Annotated in this window: 14 protein-coding genes; 11 read left to right on the top strand and 3 right to left on the bottom strand. The window is 48.0% G+C overall.

The features are described from left to right. From FGT79_RS17290 to FGT79_RS17260, 7 genes are all read left to right on the top strand, one after another. The gene (locus tag FGT79_RS17290; protein ID WP_138754086.1) at nt 1-1,011 is read left to right on the top strand and encodes an LLM class flavin-dependent oxidoreductase; all 1,011 of its coding nucleotides are present in this window, start codon (nt 1-3) and stop codon (nt 1,009-1,011) included. After that, a complete protein-coding gene (locus FGT79_RS17285; protein ID WP_138754085.1) occupies nt 1,008-2,198 on the top strand; it encodes an amidohydrolase in 1,191 nt (396 codons plus the stop codon). The genes FGT79_RS17290 and FGT79_RS17285 overlap by 4 nt, the downstream gene beginning before the upstream one ends. Next, the gene (gene solA / locus FGT79_RS17280) at nt 2,155-3,318 is read left to right on the top strand and encodes an N-methyl-L-tryptophan oxidase (protein ID WP_138754084.1); all 1,164 of its coding nucleotides are present in this window, start codon (nt 2,155-2,157) and stop codon (nt 3,316-3,318) included. Before FGT79_RS17285 ends, solA begins: the two co-directional genes overlap by 44 nt. Nucleotides 3,319-3,357: 39 nt before the next feature. Then, nucleotides 3,358-3,852 carry a DinB family protein gene (locus FGT79_RS17275; protein ID WP_138754083.1) on the top strand — a complete coding sequence of 165 codons (495 nt, stop codon included), beginning with the start codon at nt 3,358-3,360 and terminating at the stop codon, nt 3,850-3,852. Nucleotides 3,853-3,882: 30 nt separating this feature from the next. Next, complete coding sequence (locus FGT79_RS17270) at nt 3,883-4,425, top strand: GNAT family N-acetyltransferase (RefSeq protein WP_138754082.1); 543 nt, start codon at nt 3,883-3,885, stop codon at nt 4,423-4,425. Between the two features lie 60 nt (nt 4,426-4,485). After that, nucleotides 4,486-5,820 (top strand): LLM class flavin-dependent oxidoreductase, encoded by a 1,335-nt coding sequence (locus FGT79_RS17265; RefSeq protein ID WP_138754081.1) that lies wholly within the window; start codon nt 4,486-4,488, stop codon nt 5,818-5,820. Nucleotides 5,821-6,372: 552 nt separating this feature from the next. Beyond that, the gene (locus tag FGT79_RS17260; RefSeq protein WP_138754080.1) at nt 6,373-8,463 is read left to right on the top strand and encodes a TerD family protein; all 2,091 of its coding nucleotides are present in this window, start codon (nt 6,373-6,375) and stop codon (nt 8,461-8,463) included. A gap of 129 nt (nt 8,464-8,592) precedes the next feature. On the opposite strand, the gene FGT79_RS17255 is transcribed toward FGT79_RS17260, so the two are convergent. Both FGT79_RS17255 and FGT79_RS17250 read right to left on the bottom strand, forming a co-directional pair. Further along, nucleotides 8,593-8,847 (bottom strand): hypothetical protein, encoded by a 255-nt coding sequence (locus FGT79_RS17255; protein ID WP_138754079.1) that lies wholly within the window; start codon nt 8,845-8,847, stop codon nt 8,593-8,595. A 154-nt stretch (nt 8,848-9,001) separates the two neighbouring features. Then, on the bottom strand, nt 9,002-9,406 hold the full coding sequence (locus FGT79_RS17250; protein WP_138754078.1) for a winged helix-turn-helix transcriptional regulator: 405 nt from the start codon (nt 9,404-9,406) through the stop codon (nt 9,002-9,004). A 174-nt stretch (nt 9,407-9,580) separates the two neighbouring features. Between FGT79_RS17250 and FGT79_RS17245 the strand changes: the two genes are divergently transcribed. Together FGT79_RS17245 and FGT79_RS17240 are read left to right on the top strand one after the other, a co-directional pair. Continuing rightward, nucleotides 9,581-10,453, top strand: coding sequence for an SDR family oxidoreductase (locus FGT79_RS17245; RefSeq protein WP_138754077.1), 873 nt, complete (start codon nt 9,581-9,583; stop codon nt 10,451-10,453). A 71-nt stretch (nt 10,454-10,524) separates the two neighbouring features. Further along, nucleotides 10,525-10,710 (top strand): hypothetical protein, encoded by a 186-nt coding sequence (locus FGT79_RS17240; protein WP_138754076.1) that lies wholly within the window; start codon nt 10,525-10,527, stop codon nt 10,708-10,710. On the opposite strand, the gene FGT79_RS17235 is transcribed toward FGT79_RS17240, so the two are convergent. After that, nucleotides 10,661-11,689, bottom strand: coding sequence for a Leu/Phe/Val dehydrogenase (locus FGT79_RS17235; RefSeq protein ID WP_138754075.1), 1,029 nt, complete (start codon nt 11,687-11,689; stop codon nt 10,661-10,663). The two genes, FGT79_RS17240 and FGT79_RS17235, sit on opposite strands and share 50 nt — an antisense overlap. 142 nt (nt 11,690-11,831) lie before the next feature. On the opposite strand from FGT79_RS17235, the gene FGT79_RS17230 reads away from it, so the two are divergent. Together FGT79_RS17230 and FGT79_RS17225 are read left to right on the top strand one after the other, a co-directional pair. Further along, nucleotides 11,832-12,644: a phosphotransferase family protein gene (locus tag FGT79_RS17230; RefSeq protein WP_171056297.1), complete on the top strand. Its 813-nt coding sequence runs from the start codon at nt 11,832-11,834 to the stop codon at nt 12,642-12,644. Nucleotides 12,645-12,731: 87 nt separating this feature from the next. Beyond that, a partial coding sequence (locus tag FGT79_RS17225; RefSeq protein ID WP_138754073.1) for a leucine-rich repeat protein occupies nt 12,732-14,918 on the top strand: 2,187 nt, incomplete at its 3' end.

The following is a 14,918-nucleotide window of genomic DNA, read 5'->3' as shown; positions in this document are numbered from 1 at the left end:
ATGTCACTTAAATTCGGCATTCTGGATCAAAGTATTGTATTTCCTGGTCAGACGGCTGCTGAGGCTTTGGGAAACACCGTCAAGCTTGCAAAACTCGCAGAAACGCTTGGTTTCGAGCGATTCTGGGTATCCGAGCATCATGATTCCCCAGGCATGGCGGGTTCTTCGCCTGAGGTGCTTATTGCTTATTTGCTTGCTCATACGAAAACGATCCGAATAGGCTCGGGCGGAGTCATGCTGCAGCATTACAGTCCGTATAAAGTAGCGGAAAACTTCAACGTACTGGCATCACTTGCGCCTGGACGGGTAGAGCTTGGCATTGGACGTGCGCCGGGCGGCTTGCCGCGGTCGACTAAAGCTTTGCAGAAGGGTATCGCGGAAGCAGAGACCTTGGCGGATAAGCTAACGGAGCTGGAGCATTTGCTCCATGCGAAGACTGGCGAGGAGCATCCGCTTGCGGGCTTGGAAGCAAGTCCAATTCCCGTTCAGCCTGCTGACATTTATTTGCTTGGAACGAGCGTATCGAGTGCGGAGCTTGCGGCGGAGAAAGGTTATCCGTATGCGTTCGCGTTATTTATCAACAATGATCCAGAAACGGCTCGCAATGCAATTGAGACGTATCGCAATAACTTTAACCGTTCACTCGGCAAGGAGCCGAAGACGATTCTCGCTTTGTCGGTCATTGCTTCGGATTCGGATGAGGAAGCGAATGAACTGGCAGGCCATTTCAAGAACGTTCGGGTTACGCTGGCGAGCGGTAAAACGGTTAATGTAGGTACTATAGAGCAGGCGAAGGAATTTGCTCGCCAAGCAGGCGAGACCTTCACAGCGGAAGAACGGGAAGCGGATATTACGCGAGGAACCAAAGAGACTGTTCGTAAGCGTCTGCTTGAAATCCAAGAGCAATACGGCGTGGACGAATTTGTGTTTACGACCATAATCCCCGATTTCGCCAAAAGAATTCGTTCATTCGAGCTGTTGAAGGAAGCATTCGAAGGTGAATTGGTATGAGTGATTTCTCGGCAGAAGCAATCGAGCAGCAATTAGTAGCGATCCGCAGGCAGCTTCACGAAAACCCGGAGCTCTCCCATGAGGAATTCCAGACGACGGCTGCCATTCAGGGCTGGTTGACTGAAGCAGGCATACGGATTGTGGACTATGGGCTGAAGACGGGTGTGATCGCGGAGGTAGGAGGTCTAAACGGCGGCCCAGTGGTTGCTGTACGCGCCGATATTGACGCGCTGCCGATTCAGGAGGAAACGGGACTATCTTTCGCATCCAAGGTCTCTGGTAAAATGCATGCCTGCGGACATGATTTCCATACGGCCTCGATCCTCGGAACGGCGTTTCTGCTCAAGGAGCGTGAGCAGGAGCTGCGCGGTACGGTACGGTTTTTGTTCCAGCCGGCAGAGGAGAAGGCAAAGGGAGCGGGGCAGATTATCGCAAGCGGAGCGCTTGAAGGCGTCGAAGCGGTATTCGGCATGCACAACAAGCCTGATCTGCCCGTCGGTACGATCGGTATCAAAGAGGGTCCGCTTATGGCTGCAGCAGACGGTTTCGTCGTTGAAGTTGAGGGTGTGGGTACACATGCTGCTGTTCCAGAGGCTGGCATTGACCCAATTGTAACGGCAGCTCATATCATTACGGCACTGCAATCTATCGTAAGCCGAAGCGTAAGCGCATTGGATAGTGCGGTCATCAGCGTAACAAGGCTGCATGCGGGAACGGCTTGGAACATTATTTCGGATAAAGCGGTATTCGACGGTACGCTGCGTACGTTCGATGAGAAGGTACGCTTGAGCGTGCGGGAGCGCTTCGAGCAGGTAGTGAATGGAGTAGCATCTGCTTTCGCGACGAAGGCGAATGTGAAATGGCTAGAAGGACCGCCGGCAGTCGTCAATGACGAGATATGGGCGGATCAGGCCGCCGTAACAGCGGAAGCAGCGGGACTTGTTGTGGTGAAGCCTAAGCCTTCCCCCGCGGGCGAGGATTTCGCCTTTTACTTGAAGGAAACCGCTGGACTTTTCGTGTTTTTGGGTACGGACGGTCCACAAGAGTGGCATCATCCAGCCTTTGATCTGGATGAGAAGGCATTGCCGATCGCCGCGTCATTCTTTGCATCACTTGCCTCAGACGCTTTGCGCAAGCTGGCTGATGAGCGCTTGCCGGGAGGACGAGAGCATCTCGAAATCATATGACGTCATTGTAGTGGGAGCGGGCTCCATGGGCATGAGCACAGGCTATGAGCTGGCTGCGCGTGGAGCGAGAACACTGCTCATTGATGCCTTCAATCCTCCGCATCAGAATGGAAGCCACCACGGTGAGTCCCGGTTGATCCGGCATGCTTACCACGGCGGCGACACGTATGTGAAGATGGCGCTGCGGGCTGACGAGAAGTGGATTGCTCTGGAGAATGCCACTGGCGAGAAGCTGCTGGAACGGTCAGGCGTACTGAACATGGCGGAGAAAAGCTTTTACAACTACGAGAACAGGCTTGATGATGCTATTCGGAACGGCGTGCAGGTTGAATTGCTGCAAGCGGCTGAGATTAATCGGCGATTTCCTGGCGTACAGCTGGCCGATACATTCCTAGGAATGTATGAGCCTAATGCTGGCTACTTATACAGCGAGAAATGTATAGCCGCACATAAACAGCAGGCGTTATCCGCTGGAGCGGGGCTGCTTGTCGATACTTTCGTTACTGATATTAAAGCTGATGCAGCCGGAGTCACCGTGTATACGAAGGATGCTGTATACTCTGCTCCCCAAATTGTTATTACGGCCGGTGCATGGTTTAGCACCCTTGCCAATCATGTCAAACTCCCGATCCGTGCAGTTCGCAAGGTCGTCGGATGGTTTGAGACCAGCTCCCCTGCTTTCGACGCAGGCCATTTTCCCGGCTTCACTTGGGGCGGAGCGTTAGGCGGGTACTACGGCTTCCCCAGTATAGACGGCGCAGGGATTAAGATTGGTCGACATGATACAGGCGTAGAATGGCTTCCTGGCGAACCGATCGCGCCGTTCGGCAGCTATTCGGAGGATGAAGCTGACTTGCGCCGAGCGCTTGAGGCATTTGTGCCTGATGCAGCAGGCAAGCTTCTGAAAGGTTCTGTATGCAAATACGAATTTACACCTGATGAGGATTTCATTATCGATACTCATCCGGAGCATACGAATGTACTGCTTGCCGGTGGGTTTTCCGGTCACGGCTTTAAATTTGCCAGCGTTGTCGGTGAGATATTAGCAAATAAATTAGAAAATAAGCAAACGGGCTATGATCTGCGAGTATTCGAGCTTAGCCGGTTCAGCAACCTATAACGAGGTGCCATTCGGCCCCATTCATAAGGAGGAGCTTACATGAGCCAGTCAACTGTCGATGTTCAAGCGTATGTACAGGCATATGATCAAATCGAGCAAGAAATAGAAGGATTAACCGAGCAACAGCTCAAATGGAAGGCTGCGCCTGAATCCTGGAGCGTAACTGAGGTTCTTGCCCATCTTGTCGATCACAGCATAGTTGTATCCTTCCGTATTCGTGAAATATTGTCGGGATCCGAAGTGAGATTGCCTCTATTTAATCAGGATGCATGGGTAGCTGGACAGAAAGCAAACGAGGGGGACGCGAAGGATATTCTTATTGCGGCTCGCGGGTTTGTCAACTATAACAGTTTGTTGTTTAATCGCCTTACGAGCGAGGAATGGAGCAAAACGGGCATTAATTTCAAAGGCGAGCCTGTCGCGATCTCGGCTATCGTACCGGCATTCGTTGCTCACGTGCAGGGTCATTTGGGTCAAATTCGCCGCATTAAGCAGGCAGAGTCAGAGACGGTTAACACAAGCCGCTCTATTTGATTAACTATTATTTTGGTGGGAAGCTGGTGGATGAGCATGTCGGAAAATACAGTGGTGATAAGGGATGCAGAGCTTACAGACCGCGATGCAACTCGGGAAGTGCTGTTAGATGCATATGGGCAATACGAGAAGGTGCTGGACGAGGAAGCATGGGGCCGTTATAAAGAAAGCATTCTGTCAGCTATTGACGGCGCAGCCACGAAGGCGCGGCTTGTTGCTGTGCTGAACGGCGAGGTGGTCGGCAGCGTATTCCTATTTGATTCTTCCGATGCTGCTTATGGCTTGCCAGATTTGAATATCCAATCTCCGATTATTCGGCTGCTCGCCGTGTCACAGAATGCGCGAGGCTATGGTGTTGCAACGGCACTCATTCGTGAAAGTGCTAAGCTTGCGCTTGAATGGGGCGCCGAAACGCTGCATCTCCATACCTCGGATATGATGGACTCCGCCGTTAGGCTTTATGAGCGGCTTGGCTTTGATCGTGCAACCGATAAGGATCTCATGAATGGTGAGACGCTTGTGAAGAGCTATCGCCTTACGCTAAAGGAAACGTCGTTGCTGCAGGCACAATAGTGTGTGCTCGCAAGAGCAGATTAGATAGATGAAGCTAACTTAACTGGGAGGTAGTTTATAATGGCGAATCGCAAACAAATTAAGTTCGGCGCATTGATTCATGGTGTAGGTGGCAACGTATCTGCATGGAGGCATCCGGAGGTTCCGGCTGATGCGAGTGTTAACTTCAAGTTTTACACCCAGCAAGCTCAAACGGCCGAAGCGGGCAAGTTCGATCTTGTGTTCATTGCAGATGGTCTTTATATTAACGAAAAATCGATTCCACATTTCCTTAACCGCTTCGAGCCGCTTACGATCTTGTCGGCTTTAGCTGCTGTTACGTCCAAAATCGGTTTAGTCGGTACATTGTCGAGCTCTTACAGCGAGCCGTTTACGGTCGCACGGCAATTTGGTTCGCTCGATCATATCAGCGGCGGCCGCGGCGGCTGGAACGTCGTTACTTCACCGCTTGAAGGCTCAGCAAGCAACTTCAGCAAAACGGATCACCCAACGCATGATGAGCGCTATAAGATCGCCGAGGAATATTTGGAGGTCACGCGCGGGTTATGGGATTCATGGGAGGACGATGCTTTCGTAAGAGATAAAGAATCGGGCGTTTTCTTTGATCCTACTAAGCTTCATACGCTTAACCATAAAGGCGAGTATTTCGCTGTGCAAGGTCCGCTTAATATCGCTCGCTCCAAGCAAGGACATCCGGTTATTTTCCAAGCTGGGTCCTCCGAGAGCGGCAAGAAGCTGGCGGGGAAAGCGGCGGATGCTGTATTCACTGGTCATGAAAACATCGAGGATGCAAAGGCGTTCTATAAGGATGTGAAGGACCGGGCGGTTGCAGAAGGACGTTCGGTGGATGATATTGTGATTCTCCCAGGCATTGGACCGATTATCGGCCGTACGGAAGAAGAAGCTGAGGCGAAGTATCAAGAGCTTGCGGGGCTTGTTACGATTGAAAATGCGCTGAACTATTTGGGACGTTTCTTCGAGCATCATGATTTCTCCCAATATCCGCTCGACGAGCCTTTTCCTGAGCTTGGTGATCTCGGACATAATAGCTTCCGCAGCGGAACGGATAAAATCAAACAAACTGCCAAGGAGCAGAATTTGACACTTCGGCAGGTTGCCTTGCAATCGACTACACCGCGCGGTCAATTCATCGGTACGCCGGAGAAAGTAGCTGATCTTATTCAACAATGGCATGAAGAGGGCGCAGCAGATGGATTCATTATTCATTCTTCCCTTCCAAGTGGTCTGAATGACTTTGTTGAACTGGTCGTTCCAATTCTTCAGGAGCGTGGTATTTATCGTACGGAGTACGAAGCGGATACGCTTCGCGGCAACCTAGGATTGCCAATTCCGACTAACCGCTACACGAAGGAAGCACAGAAAGTTAACAGCTAACTTTATAATACGCGGTAATTCCATACTAAGCTGGGCAGGAAAAAGAACTACTGATTACCTGTGTCACGATGACTGTGTGACTCCCCTAATGATGATGACTGTGAACAAATATTCTGTTAGTTATGTTTCATAGAAGGAGCTCGTTTGGTGCTGATGCCAAGTGAGCTCCTTTTTTGTTTGTAATAGACTAGATCAGCAGAGTGCCAGCTGCATAATGGATGAAGTTTCAAAATTTCGGTGAAATTAAATAGGTCGTAATACTTTCGCCATGTTCGCACGCAAATGGTTATGGGATGATAGCTCTTGTAAGCAAGCCAATTGGCAGGCTTCACGCATACATGCTACAAGGCCATGGCGAGCCTTCCTTCTACGATGAAATCAAAGGTTATTGAATTAGGGTCGCCGCTTTCCTTATGCATGGAACAATCAGGCTATCGCATCTCTTCCTTCTAACTGACACCAAACTGATTAGAGATGCGAATTTCCTGATCTAACAAGCAACTGAAGGGAGGCATTCAGACCATAAGTGCGAAGTCGGTCTGGAGCACTGTTATGATGAATACGATTTATTTGCGAAGGAATAATAAGCTAGTTGTAGAGCACGGGGACCATATTCTTCCTGACATCTATTTGGCGACAGCCATGAAAAATATAGAATATCTTGGCTTTACCTTCTCAACGAAACTGATGGATACTCTTCGAACGCTGTCCATCGATCAGTTTCTAGCCTTTTATAATGAGCTTGTCACGAATTTGAAAGCGATGATCGGAGCGAACGTCGTATACAAGCCGATGTATCCTAACTTTCCTAGGCAGGTTATGCTCGCGAGCGAAGCAGAGCTATACATAAATGCAATCATACATTACATCACGCTTGCATTGCCGGCTTACGAAGCAATAGAGCGATTTCCTTTACTCGATCAGGTCGATTTGAAAGTGATCGATAGGGGCAGCGAAAAGGAATGGGAGCAGTCTATAAGGCAGCTTATGCAGGCTAACGTATCTATTTCTGCAGCAGATCGAGTAGCTATAGAGTGGGTCATTGCAAACAGCTTGAGACTTAGTGAAATACTGCCGGATGAGATACCATTGAAAGAAAATGTGGGCTTCGTTGCGGCTACATTGCTGAAGTACGGAAGAGCAGATGTCGCTCTAATTGGAAAATATATAAAAACAGCAACGGATGTTCTTCGCTTAGCTGTGGCTTGGTCTGAAGGAGATGTCAGTCTCGCAGTTCATACGCGATTTCGTAAGTTTAAACGTGCAGAGAGACGTATGCTGCTTGGTTTACTGGAGCAATGCGGAAGCGGTATGACAGAAGATATGCTGCGTTATAAGCAGAGATGGATTCGTTTGGGTGAAATTCTGCATCCAGCGGAATATAGAGCCCGCTTCGGCAAGTGTAAGGAAGCATTCGATATACTGCGAAACAATCGCCCCTTTCAAACCTTTTCGGGACGATTGGAAACGGCTCTGCTGAAAAAGGATACTTTGTATGCAGCGAATCTGTTGAAGAGCCGGCCGGGGGAGTTTGCGAGGAAACTTGATCATTTGCTCAGGCTTTCGGGAGATCCGAATGACATTATTCGTTTGTTCCAAGATGTTGCTTCTTCCGTATCTACACCTGTCCTCTTGCAGGTGATGTCCCATTTCAAACATCGGAGAGCTAAGCGTGAGCTCAGAACGTTTTTCCCAAAAGGCAATGTTGCGAAGCTGGCCGCTGTCGAGAATAACCTTCCCGATCTTGCGCCGAGCGTATGTGAAGCTGTTCAAGCATGCTGCAAGGATGCATTAATCGCACGGTTCTCAAAGTTGCCGCCGCTTGGGAATGTATATTTGGAAGAGCAGCTAAAACATTACTTGGTGCCGTTCTCACAGAGATCAGCGAGCAAGTCACTCCGCACGCTCGTAAGAGGCAGCCGGCTAGACTTGCCAGATGGAGATACGCTTCGTTTCTTCGCGTGGTGGAAGGAAGGTTTAATAGATGGCCTGGATTCAGGCAGGGTTGATATCGATCTATCAGCTGTTTTGTACGATGAGAAGTGGGAGTACGTGGAGAATATCTCTTATACGAACCTGAACTCGGAGCTGTTCAATGCGGTTCATAGTGGTGACATTACTTCAGCTCCGCATGGTGCAAGCGAGTTTATCGATATCGATCTGCCGTCGGTTATTTGCTGCGGAGTAAGGTATGTGGTTGTCTCTCTACATTCATTTACGGAACAGCCATACTGTAATTTACCTGAATGCTATGTGGGCTGGATGGTCAGGCAGCATCCAAATACCGGAGAAATCTACGAGCCTTCGACCGTTATGAACAAAATCGATGTGACAGCCGATACGAGAATCGCAATTCCGATGGTCATTGATTTGCAGGAGCGAAAGGTCATTTGGGCTGATCTAGCCTTGAAGAAGCATCCGCAATACTATAACAATGTTGAAAGCAATCAAATCGGATTGGTACAGATGGCGAAGGCCATTATCGATTTAGCCAAACCTCAATTGCACGAGCTGTTCTTGCTTCACGCCGAGGCAAGAGGTGAAATCGTTGAGCATGCAGAAGCGGCGGATACCATTTTTGCGATAGAGGGCGGCATTTCACCATTCGATACAGAGATCATTATCTCGGAATATTTGGCTTAGCCCGATCAATTGTTCAAGTATAGGAAAGTATATCAATAGGTTATACTTTCTCTATATTTCTTGGAATGAAACGCGCCGCGTCGCCAAAGGACGGCAGTGGCCGTTTCACCTTGCGGGATGTTATTGGTGCTAAGGCTTTCTCCTCTGATGGCGAATAAAGCCTGCTGCTGCCGTCTTCCCGCGCCCGCGCGTCTTCTTTTTTCTCGACCGCTTCCCGGTTACAATAGCCGTATCCATATTTTCCTCGCTTGTTGCGGATTGGTCAGTCCCGGATGCCGTTTCCTCAGCTTGCTCTTCTATGCTCGTCTCCAATACTTTGGCATTGCCAAAAAGTATGGTTCCTTCATTTTTTATAATAATGACCTGTCCGATACAGCAGCCCATAGATGCCTCAGCGTCCTTCCTACTCCAAAAAAAACCTGTTCATGTATATTATGATTGGCTTGTTTTCGATGTATCGGCATTTACAGGGGTCATGGCCGCCTTTTCTTTCTGTTTATAGATAGGAGGAGAATAGAAGGAACCTGCACGGCGCAAGCTAGCTCATTTCAAGCATTCCTTTATTGATAGCAGCCCAGCGGGCAGGATCAAGACCACTATTGTCGAGGTCAAGCGTTCCCATATGCTCCATGTATTCCGTACCCCAGCCTAGCAGCAGCTTCAGAATCGGCATTAGTTTGTCACCGATTGGAGTGAGCGAATATTCAACCTTAGGGGGTACTTGGCGGTAAACCTCACGATGAACCAATCCGTCCTTCTCCAGATCGCGAAGTGTGTTCGTCAACATCGATTGGGTTACCTCCGGCAGAAGTCTCTGCATTTCGCTGAATCGTTTGGGACCGTCATGCATCGCCCATAAAAGAAAAACCTTCCATTTTCCTCCGATAAGGCTTTGCGCCGTGAACATAGGGCATTTCATGAAATCTTCTCCATACTTCGCCATGTGTGAGTATTCCTCCAATAGTATGATTTTTAGTACTATATATGAAAAATAAGCGTACTTGTTATTATTAGTAGTATCAAATATATTTAGAGTCTAACAAACAATTGCCAAGCCGTACATCGTTTTTGTGTTCAGCTTGGTATTTTAAACGATATAGGAAGGGATGATATAATCATGTCTATTGTTATCACAGGTGCTACTGGACAACTCGGAGGTCTCGTAATCAAGCATTTGCTTGATCGCGCGGTTCCTGCAGGCCAAATTATAGCTGTTGTAAGAAATGTAGAGAAAGCTTCTTCCCTTGCAGAGCTGGGAGTAGAGGTGCGCTATGGCGATTATAATGATCGTGAATCATTAGAGAAGGCTTTTGCTGGTGCGTCGAAGCTATTATTCGTACCCAGCCCGGACGCTCATGACGAAACGCTTCGTATTCTTCAGCATGCGAATGTTGCCAAGGCAGCAAAGGATGCACAGGTTGGACAAATAGCTTATTACGGATATGCATTCGGTGAGACCTCTAAGCTATCTTTGGCAACGACTCATATCCTTACAGAAGGTATTATCCGCACGACAGGCATCCCGTTTACATTCCTAAGAAACCCACTATATACGGATGTTTTTGTTAGTCCGCAAAGCGTAGGTGCTGCAGTTCAGTATGGCGCACTAGTTGCGAATGCGGGAGCAGGACGAGTACATTCGGCATACCGCTATGATCTAGCGCTTGCAGGCGCGGTTGTATTAACGGAAGAAGGACATGAGAATCAAGTTTACAATTTAGCAGCGAACACAACTTGGAGCTTCGAGGAGCTTGCAGCAGCTATTGCGAAGGTATCGGGCAAGGCAGTCGTATACAATCCAATCTCATTCGACGAGCAGAAAGCACTTCTTCTCCAGGCAGGCTTACCTGAGGGCGTTGCTATCATGGTAGCTGCTATCAATCAGAGCGTAGCGGATGGAGAAACGTCACAAACTTCCAATGACTTGAAGGCGCTTATTGGCTCACTCACTTCGCTTGAGGAAATCGTCAGACAGTCGCTTCAAGCGTAATGATTGACGAATAGTAGAAGCTCATTTGATCCAAATAAAACAGGGGCTCAACTCCATTAGGGGTTGAGCCTTTGTTTTATTTGGATTATTATGTAAACAAAATGACTGGAAGCCGAGAGATGGTAGGAATCATCGGCGACAGCCTATGGAAGCACTGGTCTGCTTGCGGCTGCCGCAATGACAGGATGATTAGCATGGCTTCGAATATTAAAGTCCAAGCAGCTGCTCAGCAATCCAATCCGCGGCTGCCGCTGTAGATATGCCTTGTGCGTCTGATGTGTTGAACACATGTGTTAAGGTATCGCCAATTCGTTCAACATGTCGTTGCGCTGCAGCGGCATTGCCGCCTTCAAGCTCAACCGAGGTTACGATGATACCTCCAGCATTAATCACATAATCGGGTGCATATAAAATATCCATCTCATGCAGGAGCTTGCCATGTCGGCTTTCCAAGAGCTGGTTGTTGGCTGCGCCTGCAACAATTGTACAGTTCAGCTTAGGAATAGTAACGTCATTCAGAATGCCGCCGAGTGCGCATGGAGAGAACACATCGCAGGGTGTAGAGAGGATGTCACCAGATTTACGTGGATCTGCTCCAAATTCCTCAACAGCTTTACGCAGCCGAGCGTGATTAATATCTGATACAACCAAATGAGCCCCGGCATGTTTCAAAAAACGGCAAAGCTGGAAGCCTACTTTTCCGAGTCCTTGGACGGCGATAATTTTGTGTTGAATGGATTCGCTGCCATACGCGCGCTTGAGAGAAGCTTGTATGCCTAGAAATACGCCATAAGCGGTCATCTTGGCTGTGAGCTCATTCACTGCGCCGAGCGAGCCGGATACATCCGTAACGAAGGTGGTTTCAAAGCTAACCCAGTCCATATCAGAAACGGTCGTTCCTAGATCCATGCCTGTAATATAAGTGCCTTGCAGCTCATCGATTTTGTGGCCTAAAGCCCGAAATAGCATCTGCCGAGGTCCCTGATTGGGGTGAGAGAGAATGACTGCTTTGCCGCCTCCGTAGGGAATGCCGGATACGGCAGATTTATAAGTCATGCCTTGTGCAAGCCTAAGCGCATCCAGGACTGCAGCCTCGTCGCTCGCATAATGCCACATGCGGCAGCCTCCGAGGGCAGGTCCAAGCTTCGTACTGTCAATGGCGATAATAGCTTTAAATCCGATAGAACGGTCTTGGAGGAAGATAAGCTGCTCATAATTTTGATTCATAAGGTTCATGTAGACTCCTCCTTCAAAGCAGGTTTGTCGTGCTTCCTGCTCTCAGCATATTCAAGCCCAGCAGTTGATGGCACATAGGAGAGCGCCTGCGTTATTAAGGGCTGTTAGGACAATTAATCAATCTATAGGGGGATTAACGAATATGGTTAAGCGAGAACTCATAGGCAAAGGAATGACGGCCGAGGTGTATGCATGGGGACAGGATCAGGTTCTAAAACGCTATTATGATTGGGTTCAGAAGGAATGGATTAAGCATGAATGGTGTTTAGCAAAAGCGGTTAATGATGCTGGTGCACCGTCTCCCAGGCCGATTGAAATGATTGAGGTTGATGGAATGCTTGGGCTACTATATGAAAGAATAGCAGGGACCTCTATGCTTAGCTTAATGCAAGCATCTCCGCAGAAGGCGGTAGGATTCTCAGAAGAAATGGCCCAATTGCATATTGAAGTTCATCGCTGCAGCGGTGCAGGTCTTCTACGGCAGAAGGATGTGCTGGTGCAGGCGATAAGCGAATCCGCCACGATTCTACTGGGGAATATGGAGCGAGTTTGCACATACCTCGACGCTTTGCCGGAAGGCGGGCAGCTGTGCCATGGCGATTTTCACCCCGACAACATTATGCTGACAGATACTTCGTCCGTAGTAATCGACTGGAATACTGCCACTAATGGACAGCCTTCCTGTGATGTTGCAAGAACGAGCTTAATGCTGCGCTCGCCCTTTGTATCTGAAATAGCAGGCGAAGGAATTAAAACGGTGCAGTATGAGATGCACCGGGCTTACATCGAAAAATATACCGCGCTATCGGGGATTTCATTAGCTGAGGTAGAGGCATGGATGTTGCCTGTTGCTGCCGCAAGGCTGCGCGAGAATATACCGGGCGAGCAAGATTGGCTGTTAGGTATAATTGAGGAGATACTGCAAGGCACTTCGAAAACCTACCTGTTTGGGTAGGTTTCTTATTTACAGAAACGATTTATAGTAGAAGTGAACCTCTATGAGGTGTATTTTAGTTTCTGATAATGAAAGGGAGAGTGTTGCATGACAGGGAAGAGAATAAAGTCAAATATATGGAAATGGTTTATCTGCCTTACGCTTTTTACAGGTTTATGGTCTGGTGCCATTGTCCAAGAAGCAGTCGCGGCTGTGAGCGGAGATTATACGTACACCGCACTTTCCGGAGGAAAGGCGGCAATCAATAGTTATAATGGATCGAGTAAGGTCATTGTTATCCCTAGCTCTCTAGATGGGAATACGGTGACTAGAATCGATGTGGACGCATTCAGAGAACGTGGACTAACTTCTGTAACCATGCCTAACACGCTTGTCGAAATTGGTAATAATACATTTACTGATAACAATCTGACCACGTTGATTATTCCAGATAGTGTAACTACTATAGGAAGCTATGCGTTTGCAAGAAATAACATAAGTAGTGTCTACATATCAGAAAGTTTGAACAGCTTGGGTATGGCTGCATTCGAGGATAACCTATTATCCTCTTTAACATTACCTAACAGCTTGAGCTCAATTGGCAGTTACAGCTTTAAGAATAATCAATTGACGAGCGTTAGCCTTCCGAATAACGTAAGTATAATATTAAGCAATGCGTTTGAGAATAACTTGCTAACGAATATCGTCCTACCATCTAGCGTTACGAACATTGGCAATTCAGCATTCGGAAACAATCAATTAACGAATTTGACGATTCCGAGTGGTGTAACCAGTATTGGTCAGAACGCTTTTGAGTCAAATCAGTTAACGAGCGTGAGCATCTCATCGACTGTAACGAGCATTGGTAATTCAGCCTTTTACAATAATAAACTAACGAACCTGACGATTCCGAGTGGTGTAACCAGTATTGGTCAGAACGCTTTTGAGTCAAATCAACTAACAAGTGTGATTCTTCCGTTAAGTTTAACCACGATTGATCACTCTGCATTCAGGAACAATAAATTGACAACGATTACGATTCCAAGCAATGTAACGAGCATTGGGGATGATACATTCGCAAACAATTTATTGAAAAATATTAAAATTCCATCCGGAATGGTCACTATTGGGAATTCTGCATTTCAAAACAATCAGCTAACAAGTGTAATTGTTGAAGGGAATTCGACAGTAATTAAAAGTAATGCATTCGGAAGTAACTCAATTACTGCTCTTTTTGGATATGAACCTTCAACGCTATTAAATTATTCGATAACGAGTGGCCAACCGTTCCAAAATATATTATCCGCTGGAGTTACTTTTTCTCCTAATGGCTCGATGTTTGGAGAAAGCTTGCATACATTCGTTATCATAGGCGCCCCCATACCTTCAGGACATCCAGTAACGCAGAGATACAGATGGTCAACATCCGACGTACAGCCTGCATGGACGGGCGAGCAGGCAAGCTGGACATCATTCGTGAGCGGAGCAGCTGTTAGTGTGCCAAGTGCAGCGGGTCCTCAGTATTTGTTTGTTCGTGTTGATGACGGAACGAATAATGCAGGCTATGCGCGTTCTGCTCCGTTTCAAGTGAAAGAGAAATATACGGTTACTTTTAATTCGCAGGGCGGCAGCGCGGTAGCCAGCATTGCTGATGTAGAGGATGGATTAACGATAGCTGCTCCAACAGCTCCGACGCGAAGCGGCTATACGTTCGCCGGCTGGTATAGGGATGCAGGCTACGCAACAGCGTGGAACTTCTCGACCAGTACCGTAACGGCAGATACCACTTTATATGCGAAGTGGAATGTGATACTCAAATATACAGTTGCCTTTAATTCGCAAGGAGGGAGCGCTGTAGCTAGCCTCATAGATGTGGTAGAAGGTTCAACGATAGCTGCTCCAACAGCCCCGACGCGAAGTGGCTATACGTTCGCCGGCTGGTATGGGGACGCAGGCTACGCAACAGCGTGGAACTTCTCAACCAGTACCGTAACCGCAAATACCACTTTATATGCGAAGTGGAATGCGATACCGAAGTATACAGTAACCTTTAATTCGCAAGGCGGTAGTGCGGTAACCAGTATTGCTAATGTAGAGACTGGATTAACGATAGCTGCTCCAACAGCCCCGACGCGAAGCGGCTACACGTTCGCCGGTTGGTATAGAGACGCAAGTTATGCAACAGCATGGAATTTCTCAACCAGTACCGTAACGGCAGATACCACTTTATATGCGAAGTGGAATGCGATACCGAAGTATACAGTAACCTTTAATTCGCAAGGCGGTAGTGCGGTA

Source organism: Paenibacillus sinopodophylli (assembly GCF_005930355.1).
GTDB lineage: Bacteria > Bacillota > Bacilli > Paenibacillales > Paenibacillaceae > Pristimantibacillus > Pristimantibacillus sinopodophylli.
This window is presented reverse-complemented; position numbering and strand designations above follow the sequence as displayed.